This is a genomic window from Burkholderia latens, from assembly GCF_902499045.1.
Classification (GTDB): Bacteria; Pseudomonadota; Gammaproteobacteria; order Burkholderiales; family Burkholderiaceae; genus Burkholderia; species Burkholderia latens.
This window is the reverse complement of record NZ_CABVPL010000066.1, coordinates 16833-32748: the sequence shown is the minus strand read 5'-3', so window position 1 is coordinate 32748 and position 15916 is coordinate 16833. Positions and strand designations below refer to the sequence as shown.

Here is a 15916-nt window from a genome sequence, read left to right as displayed (position 1 = left end):
GGCCGCGGCGCTCGCCGGCTGCACGGTCGGCCCCGACTACCGGCGCCCCGCCGTCGAGACGCCGGCCACGTGGCGGCTCGATCCGGCCGATGCGTACTGGCACCCGGCCGCGCCGGCCCGCGCGCCGCTCGATCCGGCGTGGTGGACCGCATTCGGCGATGCGCAGCTCGACGCGCTCGAAGCCGACGCGCTGCGCAACAACCAGAACCTGAAGGCCGTCGCCGCGCGCTACGACCAGGCGAAGGCGACGCTCGCGTCGGCCGGCGCCGCGCAGTATCCGGCCGTCGGGCTGAACGCGAGCGGCCAGCGCTTCAAGATCTCCGGCGACCGGCCGCAGACCAATTACGCGACGAAGAGCATGTCGACCGTGCAGAACGAGATCCAGGTCGGCGCGAGCGTCAGTTATGAACTCGACCTGTTCGGCCGCGTACGGCGCAACGTCGAAGCCGCGCAGGCCAGCTCCGAGCAGGCGCGCGACGATTTCGCGAACGCCCGCCTGGTGCTGACCGCCGACCTCGCATCGAGCTATTTCACGCTGCGCGAGCTCGACACCGAGATCGACGTCGTCAGGCGCTCGATCGACCTGCAGCAAAAGGCGCTCGACTACGTGAGCACGCGCCACGATCTCGGCGCGGTGTCCGGTCTCGACCTGCTGCAGCAACGCGCGCAGCTCGACGCGACGCGCACGCAGGCGCAGTTGCTGATGCAGCAGCGCGCGCAGGTCGAAACCGCGATCGCGACGCTGGTCGGCACGCCGGCGCCCGCGTTCTCGCTGCCGCCGCGCGTGGTGCCGATCAACGCGCCCGCGTTGCCGGCCGGCATGCCGAGCGACCTGCTGCAGCGGCGGCCCGACGTCGCATCGGCCGAGCGCGCGATGGCCGCCGCGAACGCGCAGATCGGCGTCGCCCGCGCCGCGTATTTCCCGCGCATCGCGCTGTCGCCCGACATCGGCTGGGATGCGACGCGCTTCTCCGGGCTGTTCACCGTGCCGGCGCTGCTGTGGTCGGTCGGCGCGTCGGTCAGCCAGCCGCTGTTCCAGGGCGGCAAGCTGAAGGCCGGCGTCGACTTCGCGCAGGCCGGCTACGTGGCCGCGCAGGCCAGCTACCGGCAGACCGTGCTCACCGCATTCCAGGAGGTGCAAAATGCGGTGACGGGCCTGTCGGTGCTCGCGCAGGCCGCGCAGCAGGCTTCCGCGGCCGTCGACGATGCGCGCAAGCTCGTGTCGCTCGCGCAGGACCGCTACGCGGGCGGCCTGACGCCGTTCATCGACGTGCTGACGGCCCAGCAGCAGTTGCTGACGAGCGAGCGCCAGGCCGTGCAGATCCAGGGCCAGCGCGCGGCGCTCGTCGTGTTTCTCGCGAAGGCGCTCGGCGGCGGCTGGGACGGCGGCGCTGCGCCGACCGACGTCGCCGCAGCCGGCCCGCAGCCCGCCGCGAGCGTCGGCCCCTAACCCGGTTACGCACACACGCCTATGAAAGTCCTGATCGTCGAAGACGAACCGAAAGTCGTCGAATACCTGAAGAGCGGCCTGACCGAGGAAGGCTGGGTCGTCGATACCGCGCTCGACGGCGAGGACGGCGCATGGAAGGCCGTCGAATTCGATTACGACGTCGTCGTGCTCGACGTGATGCTGCCGAAGCTCGACGGCTTCGGCGTGCTGCGCGCGTTGCGCGCGCAGAAGCAGACGCCCGTGATCATGCTGACCGCGCGCGACCGCGTCGACGATCGCGTGCGCGGCTTGCGCGGCGGCGCCGACGACTATCTGACCAAGCCGTTCTCGTTCCTCGAACTGATCGAGCGGCTGCGTGCGCTGACTCGCCGCGCGCGCGTGCAGGAATCGACGCTGATCTCGATCGGCGACCTGCGCGTGGACCTGATCGGCCGCCGCGCGACCCGCGACGGCACGCGCCTCGACCTGACCGCGCAGGAATTCCAGTTGCTCGGCGTGCTCGCGCGGCGCAGCGGAGAGGTGCTGTCGAAGACGACGATCGCCGAACTCGTGTGGGACGTGAACTTCGACAGCAACGCGAACGTCGTCGAGACGGCGATCAAGCGCCTGCGCGCGAAGCTCGACGGCCCGTTCCCGGAGAAGCTGCTGCACACGATCCGCGGGATGGGCTACGTGCTCGAGGCGCGCGACGACGGCGACGTGGAGCGGCACGGATGAAACACTCGATCACCCTGCGCCTGTCGGCGATGTTCGGCATCGTGTCGCTGCTCGTGTTCACGCTGGTCGGCTGCGGGCTCTTCGTGATGATGGAGCGCCAGCTGCTCGCCGAGCTGCGCGCGACGATCGACACGCGGGCGAAGGTCGCGCAGATGATCGTGTCGCACGCGACGACGGCCGTGCGCGGCCGCCTGATGCAGGAAAAGCTCGCCGACCTCGAACCGCCCGACGGCTCGACACGCTACCAGATCGACAGCCCCGACGCAGATTTCCGCTTCGGCCATCCGGTCGACGGCGTGCCCGTCGGCAAACCGTTCGGTGCGTTCCAGCAGTACGCGCTCAACAACAGCAGCTACGACGTGATGACGAAGACCGTCGCGATCGCGGGCAGCGGCGAGCGCCCCGACGTGAAGCTGATCGTCGCGTCGTCGTGCGAGCGCACGCAACGGATGCTGCGCCGTTTCGCGTGGACGCTCGCGGCGCTGATCGCGACGGCGACCGTGCTCACGCTGCTGCTGAGCCGCGCGGTCGCCCGCTTCGGGCTCGCGCCGCTCGATCGGCTGTCGCAGGACGCGGCGGCGATCAGCGCGACCAATCGCCGCCAGCGGCTGCACACCGACGCGCTGCCGACCGAGCTTCGCGACCTCGCCGCGTCGTTCAACGGCGCGCTCGAGCGCATCCAGCAAACCTACGCGCGGCTCGAGGCGTTCAATGCGGACGTCGCGCACGAGTTGCGCACGCCGATCAGCATCCTGATCGGCCAGACGCAGGTCGCGCTGACGAGCCGCGACCGCTCGGTCGACCGGATGCGCCAGACGCTGCAGTCGAACCTCGAGGAATTCGAGCGGCTGCGCGTGATCATCAACGACATGCTGTTCCTGTCGCGCAGCGATCGCGGCGAACGCGCGACCGACCTGAAGCACGTGTCGCTCGCCGACGAAGTGCGGCGCATGCTCGATTTCCTCGAAATCCCGCTCGACGAGGCGCAACTGCGTGCCGAACTGCACGGCGACGCGCGTGCGGCCGTCGACCCTTCGCTGTTCCGCCGCGCGATGACGAACCTGCTGATCAACGCGATCCAGCATTCGGCGCCCGGCGCGACGCTGAACGTGACGATCACGCGCCGCGACACGCTCGTCGACGTGTCGGTCGCGAACCCCGGCGAGCCGATCGACCCCGTGCAGCGCTCGCATGTGTTCGAGCGCTTCTACCGGCTCGAGGAAGCGCGTGCCAACAGCAAGGAGAACCACGGGCTCGGGCTGTCGATCGTCAAGGCCGTCGCGGAAATGCATGGCGGCAGCGTGTTCGTCGCATGCTCGGGCGGGATCAATACGTTCGGCTTCTCGGTGTCGACGCAACCGGGCAGCGGCGGCCCGCTGCGCGCGAACGAGGCCGGCGGTCCGCCGCCGCTGCGACCGGCGCCGGCGCCGCGCGCCTTGCACTGACGGCGGCCGTGCCGCCGAGGGCAGTTTTCTTCAATACGGGCACGCGCTGCGTCTTTAGTCTCGATGCGACTTTGACTATCGCATGGAGGCATTTGATGAGCATGCTGGTTTCGATGGCCGCGTTCGCGCTGGCGTCGTCGATCACACCCGGTCCCGTCAACATCGTCGCGCTGAGTTCGGGCGCGCGCCACGGTCTCGGCGCAAGCCTGCGCTATGTGGCCGGCGCGACGCTCGGCTTCGTCGCGCTGTTCCTGCTGATCGGCCTCGGGCTGCACGCGGTGCTCGCGCGCTGGCCGATGCTGACCACGGCCACCCAATGGTCGGGGATCGCGTTCCTGCTGTACCTTGCGCTGCGGCTCGCGCTCGACGACGGGCAGTTGTCGGCGGTTCAGGACGATCCGGCGGCGCCGAAGATCGCCGGCCCGTCGGCGGCGGCCGGTGCGGCGATGCAATGGCTGAATCCGAAAGCGTGGCTCGCGTGCGTAGCCGCAATGGGCGCGTATGCGGCCGACGGCGATCGCGCGCAGGTGTGGCAGTTCGCGGCGCTGTATCTGGTGATCTGCTTCGCGTCGATCGCGTGCTGGGCGTATGCCGGTGCGTCGCTGCGGCACCGGCTTGCAAATGCGCGGCGGATGCGGTTGTTCAACCGCGCGATGGCGCTGCTGCTTGCGGGCAGCGCGCTTTATCTGCTCGATATTTAGGCGCGTTGCGGGGAAGTGTGGTGTTGCGGCACGTGCGGCCGGCAGACTGTGATGCAACGCGCCGGCCTGCATGAGGGTTGCGGGTTGCGGGTTGCGTGCGGCACCGCTCCGCCCTTTCCCCCGCTCAGTTGGCCGCGCTTCGATACTGCCCCGGCGTCGCGGCCGCGATGCGCCGGAACGCGCGCTGGAAATGCGCCTGGTCCGCGAAGCCGGCATCGAGCGCGACGTCGGCGATCGGCCGGCCGCGGCGCAACTCCGCGCGGCCGTACTGCACGCGCCGATCGATCAGAAACGCATGCGGCGTCATCCCGTAACGCGCGTTGAACGCGCGAATCAGATACGACGGCGACAGGTCGGCCGCCGCGCAGATCGCATCGAGCGTGACCGCGTCGCGGCAATGGGCGGCAATGTAGTCGGCCGCGCGCGCGAGCTTCGCGTTGTCGGCGCCGCGCCGCGTATCGTCCGGCAACGCGCGATCGAGCGCACCGTGCAGCCGCGTGAAGAATTCGACGGCCGCGCTTTCCTTGCCGAGCGGATCGACGCGCGGCGCGACCAGCGTCCGGTAAAAGCGGCCGAACTGCGCGAACAGGTCGCGGCGTTCCGTCAACTTCGGCGAAAACCCGTGAAAGTCGCGATTCGGATCGCGCCCCAGCGAATGCTGCAGCCGTGCGAGCCACGGCACGTCCACGTAGACCATCCGGTACGCCCACGCGTCGTGGCCGTACGGGTTGCACGCATGCACCTGCTCCGGATCGATGATCACGAGCACGCCGCGCCCGACGTGTTCCTTCGTCGTGCCGTTCAGATAGGTGCTCGTGCCGCCGACGATCGCGCCGACCGAAAACGTGTCGTGCGTGTGCTTCGCGTAGCAGATCGCGCGCCCGTCGTCGACGGTGCGCGCCTCGATGAACGGGAGCGCGGCGTCGCGCCAGAATGGCGACGGCACGGTAACGGTATGGGCAGAACGGCTCACGCGACAGGCTCCCGGGAGGACAGCGAACGCACACCGTACAAGACTGCGCGGCGCGATGCAACCGCGAGCCGACGCTTCGCGGCCGAATCGCCTAAGCTTTGAATTCCGGCCGCCGCGGCACGCGCGGCGGGTTTCCGTCCCCCTCTTGAACCGGTACGCTCATGCACATCGATCTGACAGGCAAGACTGCGGTCGTCACCGCTTCCACCGCCGGCATCGGGCTGGCAATCGCCGAAGGGCTCGCGCGTGCGGGTGCTCGCGTCGTCATCAACGGGCGCAGCGACCAATCAATCGAATCCGCACGCGCGCAGCTGCGCGCCGCGGTGCCCGACGCGGACATCGACGGCGTCGCCGCCGACTTGTCCGATGCCGCCGGCGCCGCGCGCATCGCGCAGCACACGCGTGACGCCGACATCCTCGTGAACAACGCGGGCATCTACGGGCTGAAAGCCTTCTTCGACATCGACGACGCCGAATGGGAACATTATTTCCAGATGAACGTGATGTCCGGCGTGCGTCTCGCGCGGCATTACCTGAAGGGAATGCTCGCGCGCAATACGGGACGCATCGTGTTCATTTCATCGGAATCGGGCCTGAACATCCCGGTCGACATGATTCACTACGGGTTCACGAAAACCGCGCAGTTGTCGATCGCGCGCGGCCTTGCGAAGCTCGCGGCCGGCACGAACGTGACGGTCAATTCGGTGCTGCCGGGGCCGACGATGTCGGAAGGTGTGCGCGAGATGCTGAAGGCGCAGGCCGACGAAACGGGTCGCAGCATCGACGACGTTGCAGTGGAATTCGTGCGTAGCGAGCGTTCGAGCTCGATCATCCAGCGGCCGGCGACGACGGACGAAGTCGCGAACCTGGTCGTGTACGTGTGCTCGCCGCAGGCATCGGCGACGACGGGCGCGGCGTTGCGCGTGGACGGCGGCGTGGTCGATACGATCGCGTGACGGCAACGTGACACGCTCGCGCGGCGCGCCGCCCTGCTATCGCGACGCGCTCTTGCCCGCCTGAAGCGCACCCTTGCGATCGGCGTCGATGCAGGTATCGAAGCCGTGCTGCGTGACGGCGCCGGCGTTGTCGAACACGACGAAGAAAGCGCGATGTTCGTTGCCGTGCTCGATGAAGTAGTTGTAGCAGACGCCGCTGCCGTTGCGGACCATCCAGACGCTGCGCGGGTTGCCGCCGGCGCGGACGACGTCGGCGCGCGTCGCGCCGTGCCGCGACGCGGCCCGCGCGAGCGGCGTGCGCGAATACGAGAACGGCAGCCACGAATCGAACCACGCACAGCCGTGCAACATCAGGCAGCTGACGGCCACGGACAGCGTCGCTGCGGGACGGGACATCGGAATCAATCGCATGCTCGGGGAAATCTGCTGCGCCATGCCGGCGTAATCGAAAGCCCCATGCTACTCGACCTTTGGGTCCGGATCGAAAAGAAATGTAGAGACTTGTATCCGATGTGCCGCGCGCCGCGGCCCGGCGCGCGCCCAATCGTCACGAATCGTTGCAACGCCGGGCCGGTCAGCGCACGCGGCCGCGCGCCGGCGCCGATGCGTCGAATCGGCCCGACGAAGCGCATCGTCATGCGACCCATTCCGCCCACAGCATCGTCAGCACGGTCATCAGCGCGGGACCGACGAACAGCCCGATCAGCCCGAACGTCTCGGCGCCGCCGAGGATCCCGAACAGCACGAGCAGGAACGGCAAGCGGGTCGAACTGCCGATCAGCACCGGCCGCACGAAATGCTCGGCGACGAACACGACCACGACGCCGATCGCCAGCACGACGACGGCCCACGCGGTCGCCCCTTGCACGAACAGCCACAGCGCCGCGCCGCAGAACACGATCGGCGCGCAGAACGGCAGCATCGCCGCGACGGCCGTGACGAGGCCGAGCAGCGCCGAATGCGGCACGCCGGCCAGCGCATACGCGACGCCGAGAATCGCGCCTTCGCCGAGCCCGACGACGACGAGCCCGGTCACCGTTCCGTACACGGCCGCGACCATCCGCTCGATCAGTTCGCCGCCACCGGGGCCGAACGCGCGCCGCGCGCCGTGCTGCAACGCGCCCGACAACTTGTGGCCGGCCCGGATGATCACGAACAGCGTGACGAGCATGAAGCCGAACTCGAACAGCGCATGCGCGAGCTTCGAGCCGAACTGCCGGCCGAACGCGATGAACTTCTCGCCGCTCGCGCCATGCATTGCCGTACCCGCGTGCAGCGGATGACCGAGATTGGCCTGCCACCATTCGGTGATCTGTGCGGCGCCGTAAGGCAGGCGGTTGATCACGTCCGGCAGCGCAATCCCGTTGTCCTGGATCGAATGCAGCCAGATACGCAGGTCGTGCGCCTGCGCGATCGCCTGCCCGAGCGCGATCGCGACCGGCAGCACGACGAGCAGCGAAACGCCCGCGGTGATCACGGTCGCGATCAGCGTCGGACGGTTACGAAACCAGCGATCCGATTCGAAGCGTTTCAACAGCGGCCACAGCGCGATCGCGATCACGCAGGCCCATGCAATCGCCGGAAGGAAATCGCGGATCACCCACAGCGCAAGCACCAGCAGCGCAGCGTACAGCACGGCGCGGGCGATCTGCTGTGCGCGCGGCCGCGCGGCGGAATCGGAAGACGGCGGGACGTGTGTGCCCATGGCACCTCTGTCGAAATGAAAAATGGCGGTTCGCGCAGGCCGGAAGCCTGATCGAACCGCCATTCTATCCATCGATCCCGCACCGGCATGCGCACCGCATGCCAAGCATTGTCAAATGCGCGCCGTGCAGGCCGCGGGGCCGCACGGCGCGACGCGCGCTCAGGCAGCCTTGTCGGCGACGCGGTAGCGTTCGAGCCAGTGCGCGTACGGCGCGGGCAGCGTCCACGACGGACGCCCGACGCCGAGTTGCTTGGCCGCGTAGTACGGCCAGTGCGGGTCGGCCAGATGCGCTCGGCCGACCATCACGAGGTCGAGCTGCTGCTCGGCCACGACGCGATTGGCGAGTTGCGGCGTGTCGATTCCCCACGCGGACGACACCGGCAGGCCGGCCTCGCGGCGCACACGCTCGGCAATCGGCGCGAGGAACGCCGGCCCCCACGGAATCTGCGCATTCGGCGTCGAGAAGCCGACCGACACGCTCAGCATGTCGAGCCCTTCCTGCTTCATCCGCCGCGTGAGCGCGATCGACTCGGCGAGCGTTTCCTCATCGCGGCCGTCGTATTCGATTACGCCGAGGCGCGCGGTCAGCGGCAGATGCTCGGGCCATACCTGACGAACGGCCTTCAGCGTGTCGACGAGGAAGCGGCCGCGGTTTTCGGCCGAGCCGCCGTATTCGTCGTCGCGCTGGTTCGCGTGCACCGAGAAGAAGCTCTGGCCGAGATAGCCGTGCGCGAAGTGCAGCTCGAGCCATTCGAAACCGAGATCGCGCGCGCGCTTTGCCGCCGCGACGAAGTCGGCCTGCACACGGGCGATGTCGTCGCGCGTCATCGCGCGCGGCGTCTTCGGCAAATGCGCGCCGAACGGGATCGCCGACGGCGCGATGGTCTGCCAGCCGCGCGGATCGCCTTCGGGGATATGGTCGTCGCCTTCCCACGGACGATTCGCGCTCGCCTTGCGGCCCGCATGCGCGATCTGGATGCCCGGCACCGCGCCGGCCGCCTTGATCGCCGCGACCGACGGCGCGAACGCTTCCGCCTGCGCATCGGTCCACAGCCCGGCACAGCCCGGCGTGATACGGCCTTCCGGCGACACGGCCGTCGCCTCGGCGATCACGAGGCCCGCGCCGCCGCGCGCGATGCCGGCCAGATGCACGTGATGCCAGTCGTTGACGACGCCGTCCTCGGCGACGTACTGGCACATCGGCGGCACCGCGATACGGTTGCGCAACGTGACGTCCTTGAGTTTGAACGGTTCGAACAGGGCAGACATCCACCACTCCTTTTCTTGGTTCTTCGAAACGACTGGAGAGCCGCCGTGCGGTGTGCACGACGGAACGATCGGGGCCGCCGCCCGGCGCATCGAGCCCGGCGGCGGAAACGGCCTGACGCCGGTGATACCGGCGCCGCGGCAGTCTTACTGACGGCCGAGCTTCGCGAGCAGCGCCTCGGCCGCGGGCGCCGACGATGCGGGGTTCTGCCCCGTGATCAGCAGCCCGTCGGTGACGACATGCGGCGCCCAGTCGGCGCTGCGCTCGAACTGCGCACCGTTGGTCTTCAGCATGTCCTCGACGAGGAACGGCACGACTTCCGTCAGCTCGACGGCCGCTTCCTCGCTGTTGGTGAAACCGGTCACGCGCTTGCCGCGCACGACCGACTCGCCGGTTTCCGGATCCTTCACGTGGCGCAGCACGCCGGGCGCATGGCATACGGTGGCGACCGGCTTGCCGGCCGACAGCGCGCGCTCGATCAGGCCGATCGAATGCAGATCCTCGGCAAGATCCCACAGCGGGCCGTGGCCGCCCGGGTAGAACACCGCGTCGTAGTCGTCGATCGACACGTCGGCCAGCTTGCGCGTCGCGGCGAGCTCGGCCTTGGCCGCCGGATCCGCGTCGAAGCGGCGCGTCGCGTCGGTTTGCGCGGCCGGATCGCTGCTTTTCGGGTCGAGCGGCGGCTGGCCGCCCTTCGGCGACGCGAGCGTGAGCTCGACGCCCGCATCCTTGAACGCGTAGTACGGCGCGGCCAGTTCCTCGAGCCAGAAGCCGGTTTTCTTGCCGGTGTCGCCGAGCGTGTCGTGCGAGGTCAGAACAACCAGAATCTTCATGATCGGACACTCCTTCGAAATGGGGGAACGCGGCCGCGTCGCGGCGGCGGCGCGCCTGCCCGTTAGGCCGCACGCACACGCCAACGTGCGGCATCCACCGAAAAAATTGATCGAGTCTATTAGACCAGTCGTCTAGAAACCGGCTCGAAAAAATGACGGCGTCCCGCCACGGTCAGCGTCGCGGCGCGATCTGGCATTTTCGCGTCCGGGCTGCGCAGGGTCGGAACGGCGTCGCATTCACGAAACCGGATGATAGCCGCGAATTAGACCGGTCGTCTAGAAGCATCCCTGCGACTGTCATGGCTTTGGCGCCCGCACACAGGCGCCCGCTCTGCCGCCGCCCGCCCGCGCCGCGCCCGCCGCCGCGCAGCTACCCGTGAAGCGGCCCGTCCGTATCGCCGGCGTCGATCACCGGCGTCTCCAATCGCTGGCCGTGCACGCCGTCCGCGAGCAGGCCGAGCATCAGCTCCGCCAGCGCCCGTCCCGTCGCGTGGCCGGTCGGCTGCACCACGGCCGTCACCCGATGCGGATGCGCGACGTCCGGCGGCACGCCGTCATAGACGATCAGCGACATCTCCTTCCCCAACTGCACGCCGCCGTCGATCAGCGCCCGAAATGCGCCGCCGCCCGCGATGTTGTTGTCGACGAGCAGCGCGGTCGGCCGTTCAGCCAGCGCGAGCAGCGCCTGCGCGCCCTGCTGCCCGCCGTCGCGCGTGAACGCGCATTCGACGAGCAGCGCCGGATCGGGCGCGATGCCGGCTTCACGCAGCGCCGCGAGATAGCCCGCGCGCCGCTGCATCGCGAAGTTAAGCGACAGCGGCGCGCTGATCATCGCGATCCGGCGATGGCCGAAGCCGATCAGGCGCCGCACCGCATCGCGCGCGCCCGCCTCGTTGTCGAAGTCGAACCACGCATACGGCCCGGCGGCCTGCGTGCGGCCATATGCGACGTACGGAAACGCGTTCGACCGCAGATATGCGAGCCGCGGATCGTCGACCAGCGTGCGCGCGACGATCAGCCCGTCGACCAGCTTGCCGTCGACGAGCCGCCGGTACGTGTCGAGCTCGGCGTTCGGCCGCGCGGACGCGATGATGAAGTCGAGATTGCGCTCGGCAAGCCGCTCGGTGATGCCGGCGACGACTTCGCCGAAGCGCGGATCGCCGAGATCGCCGGCGCCGAACGGATAGACGATGCCGATCGTGTCGGCACGCCCCGTCGCGAGCCGGCGCGCGGTCGGATCGGCGACATAGCCGAGTTCGCGCGCGGCCTTCATCACGCGCTCGCGCGTTGCGTCGCTCACGTCGTCATAGCCGTTCAGCGCGCGGCTGACGGTCGTGCGCGACAGCCCCAGCGCGTCCGACAGCGCCTTCAGATTCACCTTCACGTCGCTCCTCGCGTTGTGCATCCCATCCGGCCGAATCGCTCGACACGCGGCAATTATTTCCGAATGGCAGTTATTACCGTCAAATATTTATCTTTTGACGTCCAAACCGGTTTGAAATAGCATCCAAACCGGTTTGGACATCGATGCCGCCGTAGCCGTTCCCTTTCACCGTCAACGGAAGACAACGCCGACATGACCTACTTTCCCTTTTACCGCGCGAGCGCGGCCAAACGTTTGCTGTTCGCCGGCGCCGCAGTGGCCGCATTCGCGTCGGTTTCGCACGCGCAGACCGCCGGCGCGCCCGCGCCCACGCCGCACACGCAGCAGGCCTACGATCCCGAAGGCAACTTCACGATGCGCTGGACCCGCGCCGACATCCGCCAGATCGTCGCGCAATCGCACACCGCCGGCGCCGACAAGAACTCCCTGCCGCAAGCGTTGACGATGCCGGACATCCCGCAGGATTTCCCGCTGATCAACCCGAACGTGTGGGTGTGGGACACGTGGCCGCTCGCCGACCTGCGCGCGAACCAGCTCAGCTACAAGGGCTGGGAGGTGATCTTCTCGCTCACAGCCGATCCGCACGCGGGCTACACGTTCGACGACCGTCACGTCCACGCGCGCATCGGCTTCTTCTACCGCCGTGCCGGCGTGCCCGCGTCGCAGCGGCCCGCGAACGGCGGCTGGACCTGGGGCGGCCATCTGTTCCCGGACGGCGCGAGCGTCAAGGTGTTCGGCACGTCGCCGATGACCAACAACGCCGAATGGTCGGGCTCCGCACGGCTCACGAACGGCGACAACGTGAGCCTCTACTACACCGCGACGTCGTTCAACCGCTCCGCGCCCGGCGGCGCCGACATCACGCCGCCGCAGGCGATCATCACGCGCGCCGACGGTCACATCCACGCAGACGACAAGCACGTGTGGTTCACCGGCTTCGACGATCACAAGGCGCTGCTGCAGCCGGACGGCAACTACTACCAGACGGGCCAGCAGAACACCTACTTCTCGTTCCGCGATCCGTTCGTGTTCACGGATCCCGCGCATCCGGGCAAGACCTACATGGTGTTCGAAGGCAATACCGGCGGCCAGCGCGGCGCGCGCACGTGCACCGAAGCCGACCTCGGCTATGCGCCGAACGACCCGTACCGGGAAGACCTCAACGCGGTGATGAACTCGGGCGCAGTGTATCAAAAGGCCAATGTCGGTCTGGCCGTCGCGACGAACCCGCAGCTGACCGAATGGAAGTTCCTGCCGCCGATCCTGTCGGCGAACTGCGTCGACGACCAGACCGAGCGGCCGCAGATCTACCTGAAGGACGGCAAGTACTACCTGTTCACGATCAGCCACCGCACGACGATGGCCGCGGGCGTCGACGGGCCGGACGGCGTGTACGGCTTCGTCGGCAACGGCATCCGCAGCGACTTCCTGCCGCTGAACGGCGGCAGCGGGCTCGTGCTCGGCAATCCGACCGACTTCTCCGCGCCGGCCGGCGCGCCGTACGCGCAGGATCCGAACCAGAATCCGCGCGAATTCCAGTCGTACTCGCACTACGTGATGCCGGGCGGGCTCGTCGAGTCGTTCATCGATGCGATCGGCCCGCGCCGCGGCGGCACGCTCGCGCCGACGGTGAAGGTCAACATCAACGGCACATCGACGTCGGTCGACCGCGTCTATGGCCGCGGCGGCCTCGGCGGCTACGGCGACATCCCGTCGAACCTGCCGGCCACCGGCGCCGGCCACAACGACGGCGGCCCGGGCACCCGGCCGTAACGATCGGGGCTGCATAGTCGGGCCCGTTGCGCAGGTGCGCATCGCGCGTGTCGCGTGCGCGCCTGCTTTTTTCCGTTTCTCACGCGCGCATGTCGCCGTTTCCGGCGGCAAGCGCGCGGCTTCCACTCGCGCGAGGAGCAGCACGATTTGCGCATGACATCGACGTTTTCCCGCTTTTCCTTCCGGCTCGCCGGGCTGTCGCTGCTGTGTGCAGCCGGCATGCAGACCGCGCACGCGTCCTGCACCGCGCCGCCGGCGGCCGGCACGCCGCAATGGCGCCCCGCGCTGCACTACACGCCGCAACGCAACTGGATGAACGATCCGAACGGCCTCGTGTACGAACACGGCCGCTATCACCTGTTCTATCAGTACAACCCGCTCGGCAACGACTGGGGCAACATGTCGTGGGGCCACGCGACCAGCACCGACCTCGTCCACTGGCGCGAGCAGCCGGTCGCGATGCGCGCGAACGCGACGGAGGAAATCTTCTCCGGCTCGATCGTCGCCGATACGCGCAACACGTCCGGTCTCGGCGCGCCGGGCGAAACGCCGCTCGTCGCGCTTTATACGAGCGTCTACAAGGCCGGCTCCGGCCACCCACCGGGCACGCAGGCGCAATCGCTCGCGTACAGTCTCGACCACGGCGCGACGTGGCAGCCCTATGCGCACAATCCGGTGCTGACGCTCGATCCGGAATCGAAGCAGTTCCGCGACCCGAAGGTGTCGTGGTATGCGCCGGGGCGCTACTGGCTGATGACGACCGTCGTCGCCGACGCGCACGTCGTGAAGCTCTACCGCTCCGACGACCTGATCCACTGGTCGTTCCTCAGCGACTTCACGCTGCCGGACGTCCCGCATGCGGGCGCGCTGTGGGAAATGCCCGACCTCGTGCCGCTGCCCGTCGACGACGATCCGCGGCACGTCAAATGGGTGATGATCGTGAACGTGAACCCGTGGTCGATCGCCGGCGGGTCCGGCGCGATGTATTTCGTCGGCGACTTCGACGGCCGCACGTTCGTCCCGGACCACGTCGCACCGGCCGGATCCGATTCCGCACAGTTCTACTGGGTCGATCATGGCGCCGATTTCTATGCGGCCGGCACGTTCTCCGGTGCGCCGGGCGCGCGGCCGGTCGCGATCGCGTGGATGAGCAACTGGGACTACGCGGCGAACGTGCCGACCGCGCCATGGCGCGGCGCCGCGACGTTGCCGCGCGAACTCGCGCTGAAGACGGTCGGCGGCAAACCGAAACTGGTCGTGACGCCGGCTGCCGCGTTCGACGCGTGGGCCGACCGGCTGCCCGCGGCGCATGAAGCCGATCTGACGGTCGATTCCGCCACGCGCGTTTTGCCGGCCGCCACGCGCGGCGTCGTGCAGCGCATCACCGTGACGCTCGAGCCGGGGCGCGCGGCCCGCGCCGGATTGATCGTCCGCGGCTCGGCGGACGGCGCGATCGGCACGCGGATCGCGTACGACACGGCAAAACGCACGCTGACGCTCGATCGCTCGCATTCGGGCGCCACGGATTTCGACGGCAGGTTCAGCCGCGAACACATCGTCGAGCTGCCGCTCGAGCATGGACGGCTGCAGCTCGAAATCGTCGTCGATCGCGGTTCGGTCGAAGTGTTCGCGAACGGCGGCCGCACGGTGCTGACGGACCTGATTTTTCCGCCGCCCAATGCCGGTCGCGTCGCCGTATTCGCCGAGCATGGGAGCGCGACGTTCTCGGGGCTCACGGTCACGCAGCTCGACGGCGGCGCTCGCGACGTCTGTGCTTCGCAATAGTGCGACGCCGACGCCATCGCACGACGACGCTGCATCGCCCGGCGTCAACGTCGGTCGATGCAGCCGTGCCGGATCCGCGCTTTCACGCCCTCACGCCTTCACGCTCAGAGCAAGCCCATCCCGCCCGACGCGATGATTTCCGCGCCGACGATGAACGCGGATTCGGGCGCGCTCAGGTGCAGCACCGTCGACGCGATTTCGTCCGGCGTGCCGAACCGGCCGATCGGCACGAGGCCCTTGATCTTGTCGGCGGTCGCATCGAGCGCCGCCGCATCGAGGCCGAGCTTGCCGTACAGCGGCGTCTGCACCGGGCCGGGGCTCACCACGTTCACGCGCACGCCGTTCGGCAGCAGTTCGGTCGACAGCGTCTTCGCGAACGAATTGACGGCCGCCTTGCTCGCCGCATAGACGGACGAGCCCGGCATCCCGATGTGCGCGTTGATCGAGCCGTTGATCACGATCGAAGCGCCGCGGTTCAGCAGCGGCACCAGTGCCTGGATCTGGAAGTACGCGCCCTTCACGTTGGTGTTGAACACGAGATCCCACAACGCTTCGTCGCTGTCCGCGAACGGCGCGAGCTTCGCGACGCCCGCATTGACGAACACGGCGTCGAGCCGCGCGCCGGATGCCGCGATCGCGTCGGCGAGCGCCCGCGCCGACGCGACGCTGCCGGCCTCGTTGCGGATCGCGAGCGCCCCGCCGCCGAGCGTGTCGCGGGCCGCCGCGAGCGTCTGCTCGTCGCGGCCGGTGATGATGACGCGCGCGCCTTCCGCCGCGAATGCCCGCGCGGCCGCCAGGCCGATGCCGCTGTTGCCGCCCGTGACGAGCACCGTCTTTCCTTCGAAGCGTTGCATGATGTTCTCCTTGAACCGGTGAGTTGACCGTGAACACAGGATGCGCGTCGGTCGCCGCGCTGCCGTACGACGG

At 68.7% G+C, this 15916-nt stretch carries 14 protein-coding genes; 7 read left to right on the top strand and 7 right to left on the bottom strand.

Annotation, left to right across the window (positions count from 1 at the left end; translation table 11 throughout):
- The 4 genes from BSE24067_RS29785 to BSE24067_RS29770 form a co-directional block, all read left to right on the top strand.
- On the top strand, window positions 1–1450 hold a 1450-nt coding region (locus tag BSE24067_RS29785), incomplete at its 5' end, for an efflux transporter outer membrane subunit (protein ID WP_174904955.1).
- 21 nt (window positions 1451–1471) lie between these two features.
- A complete protein-coding gene (locus BSE24067_RS29780) occupies window positions 1472–2167 on the top strand; it encodes a heavy metal response regulator transcription factor (protein ID WP_151067255.1) in 696 nt (231 codons plus the stop codon).
- Window positions 2164–3612, top strand: coding sequence for a heavy metal sensor histidine kinase (locus BSE24067_RS29775; protein WP_151067256.1), 1449 nt, complete (start codon window positions 2164–2166; stop codon window positions 3610–3612). Before BSE24067_RS29780 ends, BSE24067_RS29775 begins: the two co-directional genes overlap by 4 nt.
- 95 nt (window positions 3613–3707) lie before the next feature.
- A complete protein-coding gene (locus tag BSE24067_RS29770) occupies window positions 3708–4313 on the top strand; it encodes a LysE family translocator (RefSeq protein WP_151067257.1) in 606 nt (201 codons plus the stop codon).
- A 124-nt stretch (window positions 4314–4437) separates the two neighbouring features.
- On the opposite strand, the gene BSE24067_RS29765 is transcribed toward BSE24067_RS29770, so the two are convergent.
- Complete coding sequence (locus BSE24067_RS29765; RefSeq protein ID WP_151067258.1) at window positions 4438–5286, bottom strand: helix-turn-helix transcriptional regulator; 849 nt, start codon at window positions 5284–5286, stop codon at window positions 4438–4440.
- A gap of 161 nt (window positions 5287–5447) precedes the next feature.
- Here BSE24067_RS29765 and BSE24067_RS29760 point away from each other — a divergent pair, with 161 nt between their 5' ends.
- Window positions 5448–6242, top strand: coding sequence for an SDR family NAD(P)-dependent oxidoreductase (locus BSE24067_RS29760; protein ID WP_151067259.1), 795 nt, complete (start codon window positions 5448–5450; stop codon window positions 6240–6242).
- Window positions 6243–6278: 36 nt separating this feature from the next.
- Here the strand turns inward: BSE24067_RS29760 and BSE24067_RS29755 are convergent, their stop codons facing one another.
- The 5 genes from BSE24067_RS29755 to BSE24067_RS29735 all read right to left on the bottom strand — a co-directional run bounded on the left by BSE24067_RS29755 (window position 6279) and on the right by BSE24067_RS29735 (window position 11452).
- Window positions 6279–6653: a hypothetical protein gene (locus tag BSE24067_RS29755; protein ID WP_170297540.1), complete on the bottom strand. Its 375-nt coding sequence runs from the start codon at window positions 6651–6653 to the stop codon at window positions 6279–6281.
- Between the two features lie 223 nt (window positions 6654–6876).
- Window positions 6877–7947, bottom strand: coding sequence for an AI-2E family transporter (locus tag BSE24067_RS29750; protein WP_151067261.1), 1071 nt, complete (start codon window positions 7945–7947; stop codon window positions 6877–6879).
- 159 nt (window positions 7948–8106) lie between these two features.
- Complete coding sequence (locus tag BSE24067_RS29745; protein ID WP_151067262.1) at window positions 8107–9216, bottom strand: NADH:flavin oxidoreductase/NADH oxidase; 1110 nt, start codon at window positions 9214–9216, stop codon at window positions 8107–8109.
- A gap of 144 nt (window positions 9217–9360) precedes the next feature.
- A complete protein-coding gene (locus BSE24067_RS29740) occupies window positions 9361–10047 on the bottom strand; it encodes a type 1 glutamine amidotransferase domain-containing protein (protein ID WP_151067263.1) in 687 nt (228 codons plus the stop codon).
- Window positions 10048–10417: 370 nt separating this feature from the next.
- Window positions 10418–11452, bottom strand: coding sequence for a substrate-binding domain-containing protein (locus BSE24067_RS29735; protein ID WP_151067264.1), 1035 nt, complete (start codon window positions 11450–11452; stop codon window positions 10418–10420).
- A gap of 171 nt (window positions 11453–11623) precedes the next feature.
- Between BSE24067_RS29735 and BSE24067_RS29730 the strand changes: the two genes are divergently transcribed.
- Both BSE24067_RS29730 and BSE24067_RS29725 read left to right on the top strand, forming a co-directional pair.
- Window positions 11624–13204, top strand: coding sequence for a glycoside hydrolase family 68 protein (locus tag BSE24067_RS29730; RefSeq protein WP_151067265.1), 1581 nt, complete (start codon window positions 11624–11626; stop codon window positions 13202–13204).
- A 153-nt stretch (window positions 13205–13357) separates the two neighbouring features.
- Complete coding sequence (locus BSE24067_RS29725) at window positions 13358–14989, top strand: glycoside hydrolase family 32 protein (protein WP_151067266.1); 1632 nt, start codon at window positions 13358–13360, stop codon at window positions 14987–14989.
- A gap of 104 nt (window positions 14990–15093) precedes the next feature.
- On the opposite strand, the gene BSE24067_RS29720 is transcribed toward BSE24067_RS29725, so the two are convergent.
- Window positions 15094–15843: an SDR family oxidoreductase gene (locus BSE24067_RS29720; protein ID WP_151067267.1), complete on the bottom strand. Its 750-nt coding sequence runs from the start codon at window positions 15841–15843 to the stop codon at window positions 15094–15096.
- Window positions 15844–15916 lie beyond the last annotated feature (73 nt).

Bases quoted from the DNA above. Each gene is read 5' to 3' on its own strand.
- BSE24067_RS29780 (WP_151067255.1), top strand. From the start codon at position 1,472: ATGAAAGTCCTGATCGTCGAAGACGAACCGAAAGTCGTCGAATACCTG.
- BSE24067_RS29775 (WP_151067256.1), top strand. From the start codon at position 2,164: ATGAAACACTCGATCACCCTGCGCCTGTCGGCGATGTTCGGCATCGTG.
- BSE24067_RS29750 (WP_151067261.1), bottom strand. From the start codon at position 7,947: ATGGGCACACACGTCCCGCCGTCTTCCGATTCCGCCGCGCGGCCGCGC.
- BSE24067_RS29770 (WP_151067257.1), top strand. From the start codon at position 3,708: ATGAGCATGCTGGTTTCGATGGCCGCGTTCGCGCTGGCGTCGTCGATC.
- BSE24067_RS29720 (WP_151067267.1), bottom strand. From the start codon at position 15,843: ATGCAACGCTTCGAAGGAAAGACGGTGCTCGTCACGGGCGGCAACAGC.
- BSE24067_RS29725 (WP_151067266.1), top strand. From the start codon at position 13,358: ATGACATCGACGTTTTCCCGCTTTTCCTTCCGGCTCGCCGGGCTGTCG.
- BSE24067_RS29755 (WP_170297540.1), bottom strand. From the start codon at position 6,653: ATGCGATTGATTCCGATGTCCCGTCCCGCAGCGACGCTGTCCGTGGCC.
- BSE24067_RS29745 (WP_151067262.1), bottom strand. From the start codon at position 9,216: ATGTCTGCCCTGTTCGAACCGTTCAAACTCAAGGACGTCACGTTGCGC.
- BSE24067_RS29735 (WP_151067264.1), bottom strand. From the start codon at position 11,452: ATGCACAACGCGAGGAGCGACGTGAAGGTGAATCTGAAGGCGCTGTCG.
- BSE24067_RS29730 (WP_151067265.1), top strand. From the start codon at position 11,624: ATGACCTACTTTCCCTTTTACCGCGCGAGCGCGGCCAAACGTTTGCTG.
- BSE24067_RS29740 (WP_151067263.1), bottom strand. From the start codon at position 10,047: ATGAAGATTCTGGTTGTTCTGACCTCGCACGACACGCTCGGCGACACC.
- BSE24067_RS29760 (WP_151067259.1), top strand. From the start codon at position 5,448: ATGCACATCGATCTGACAGGCAAGACTGCGGTCGTCACCGCTTCCACC.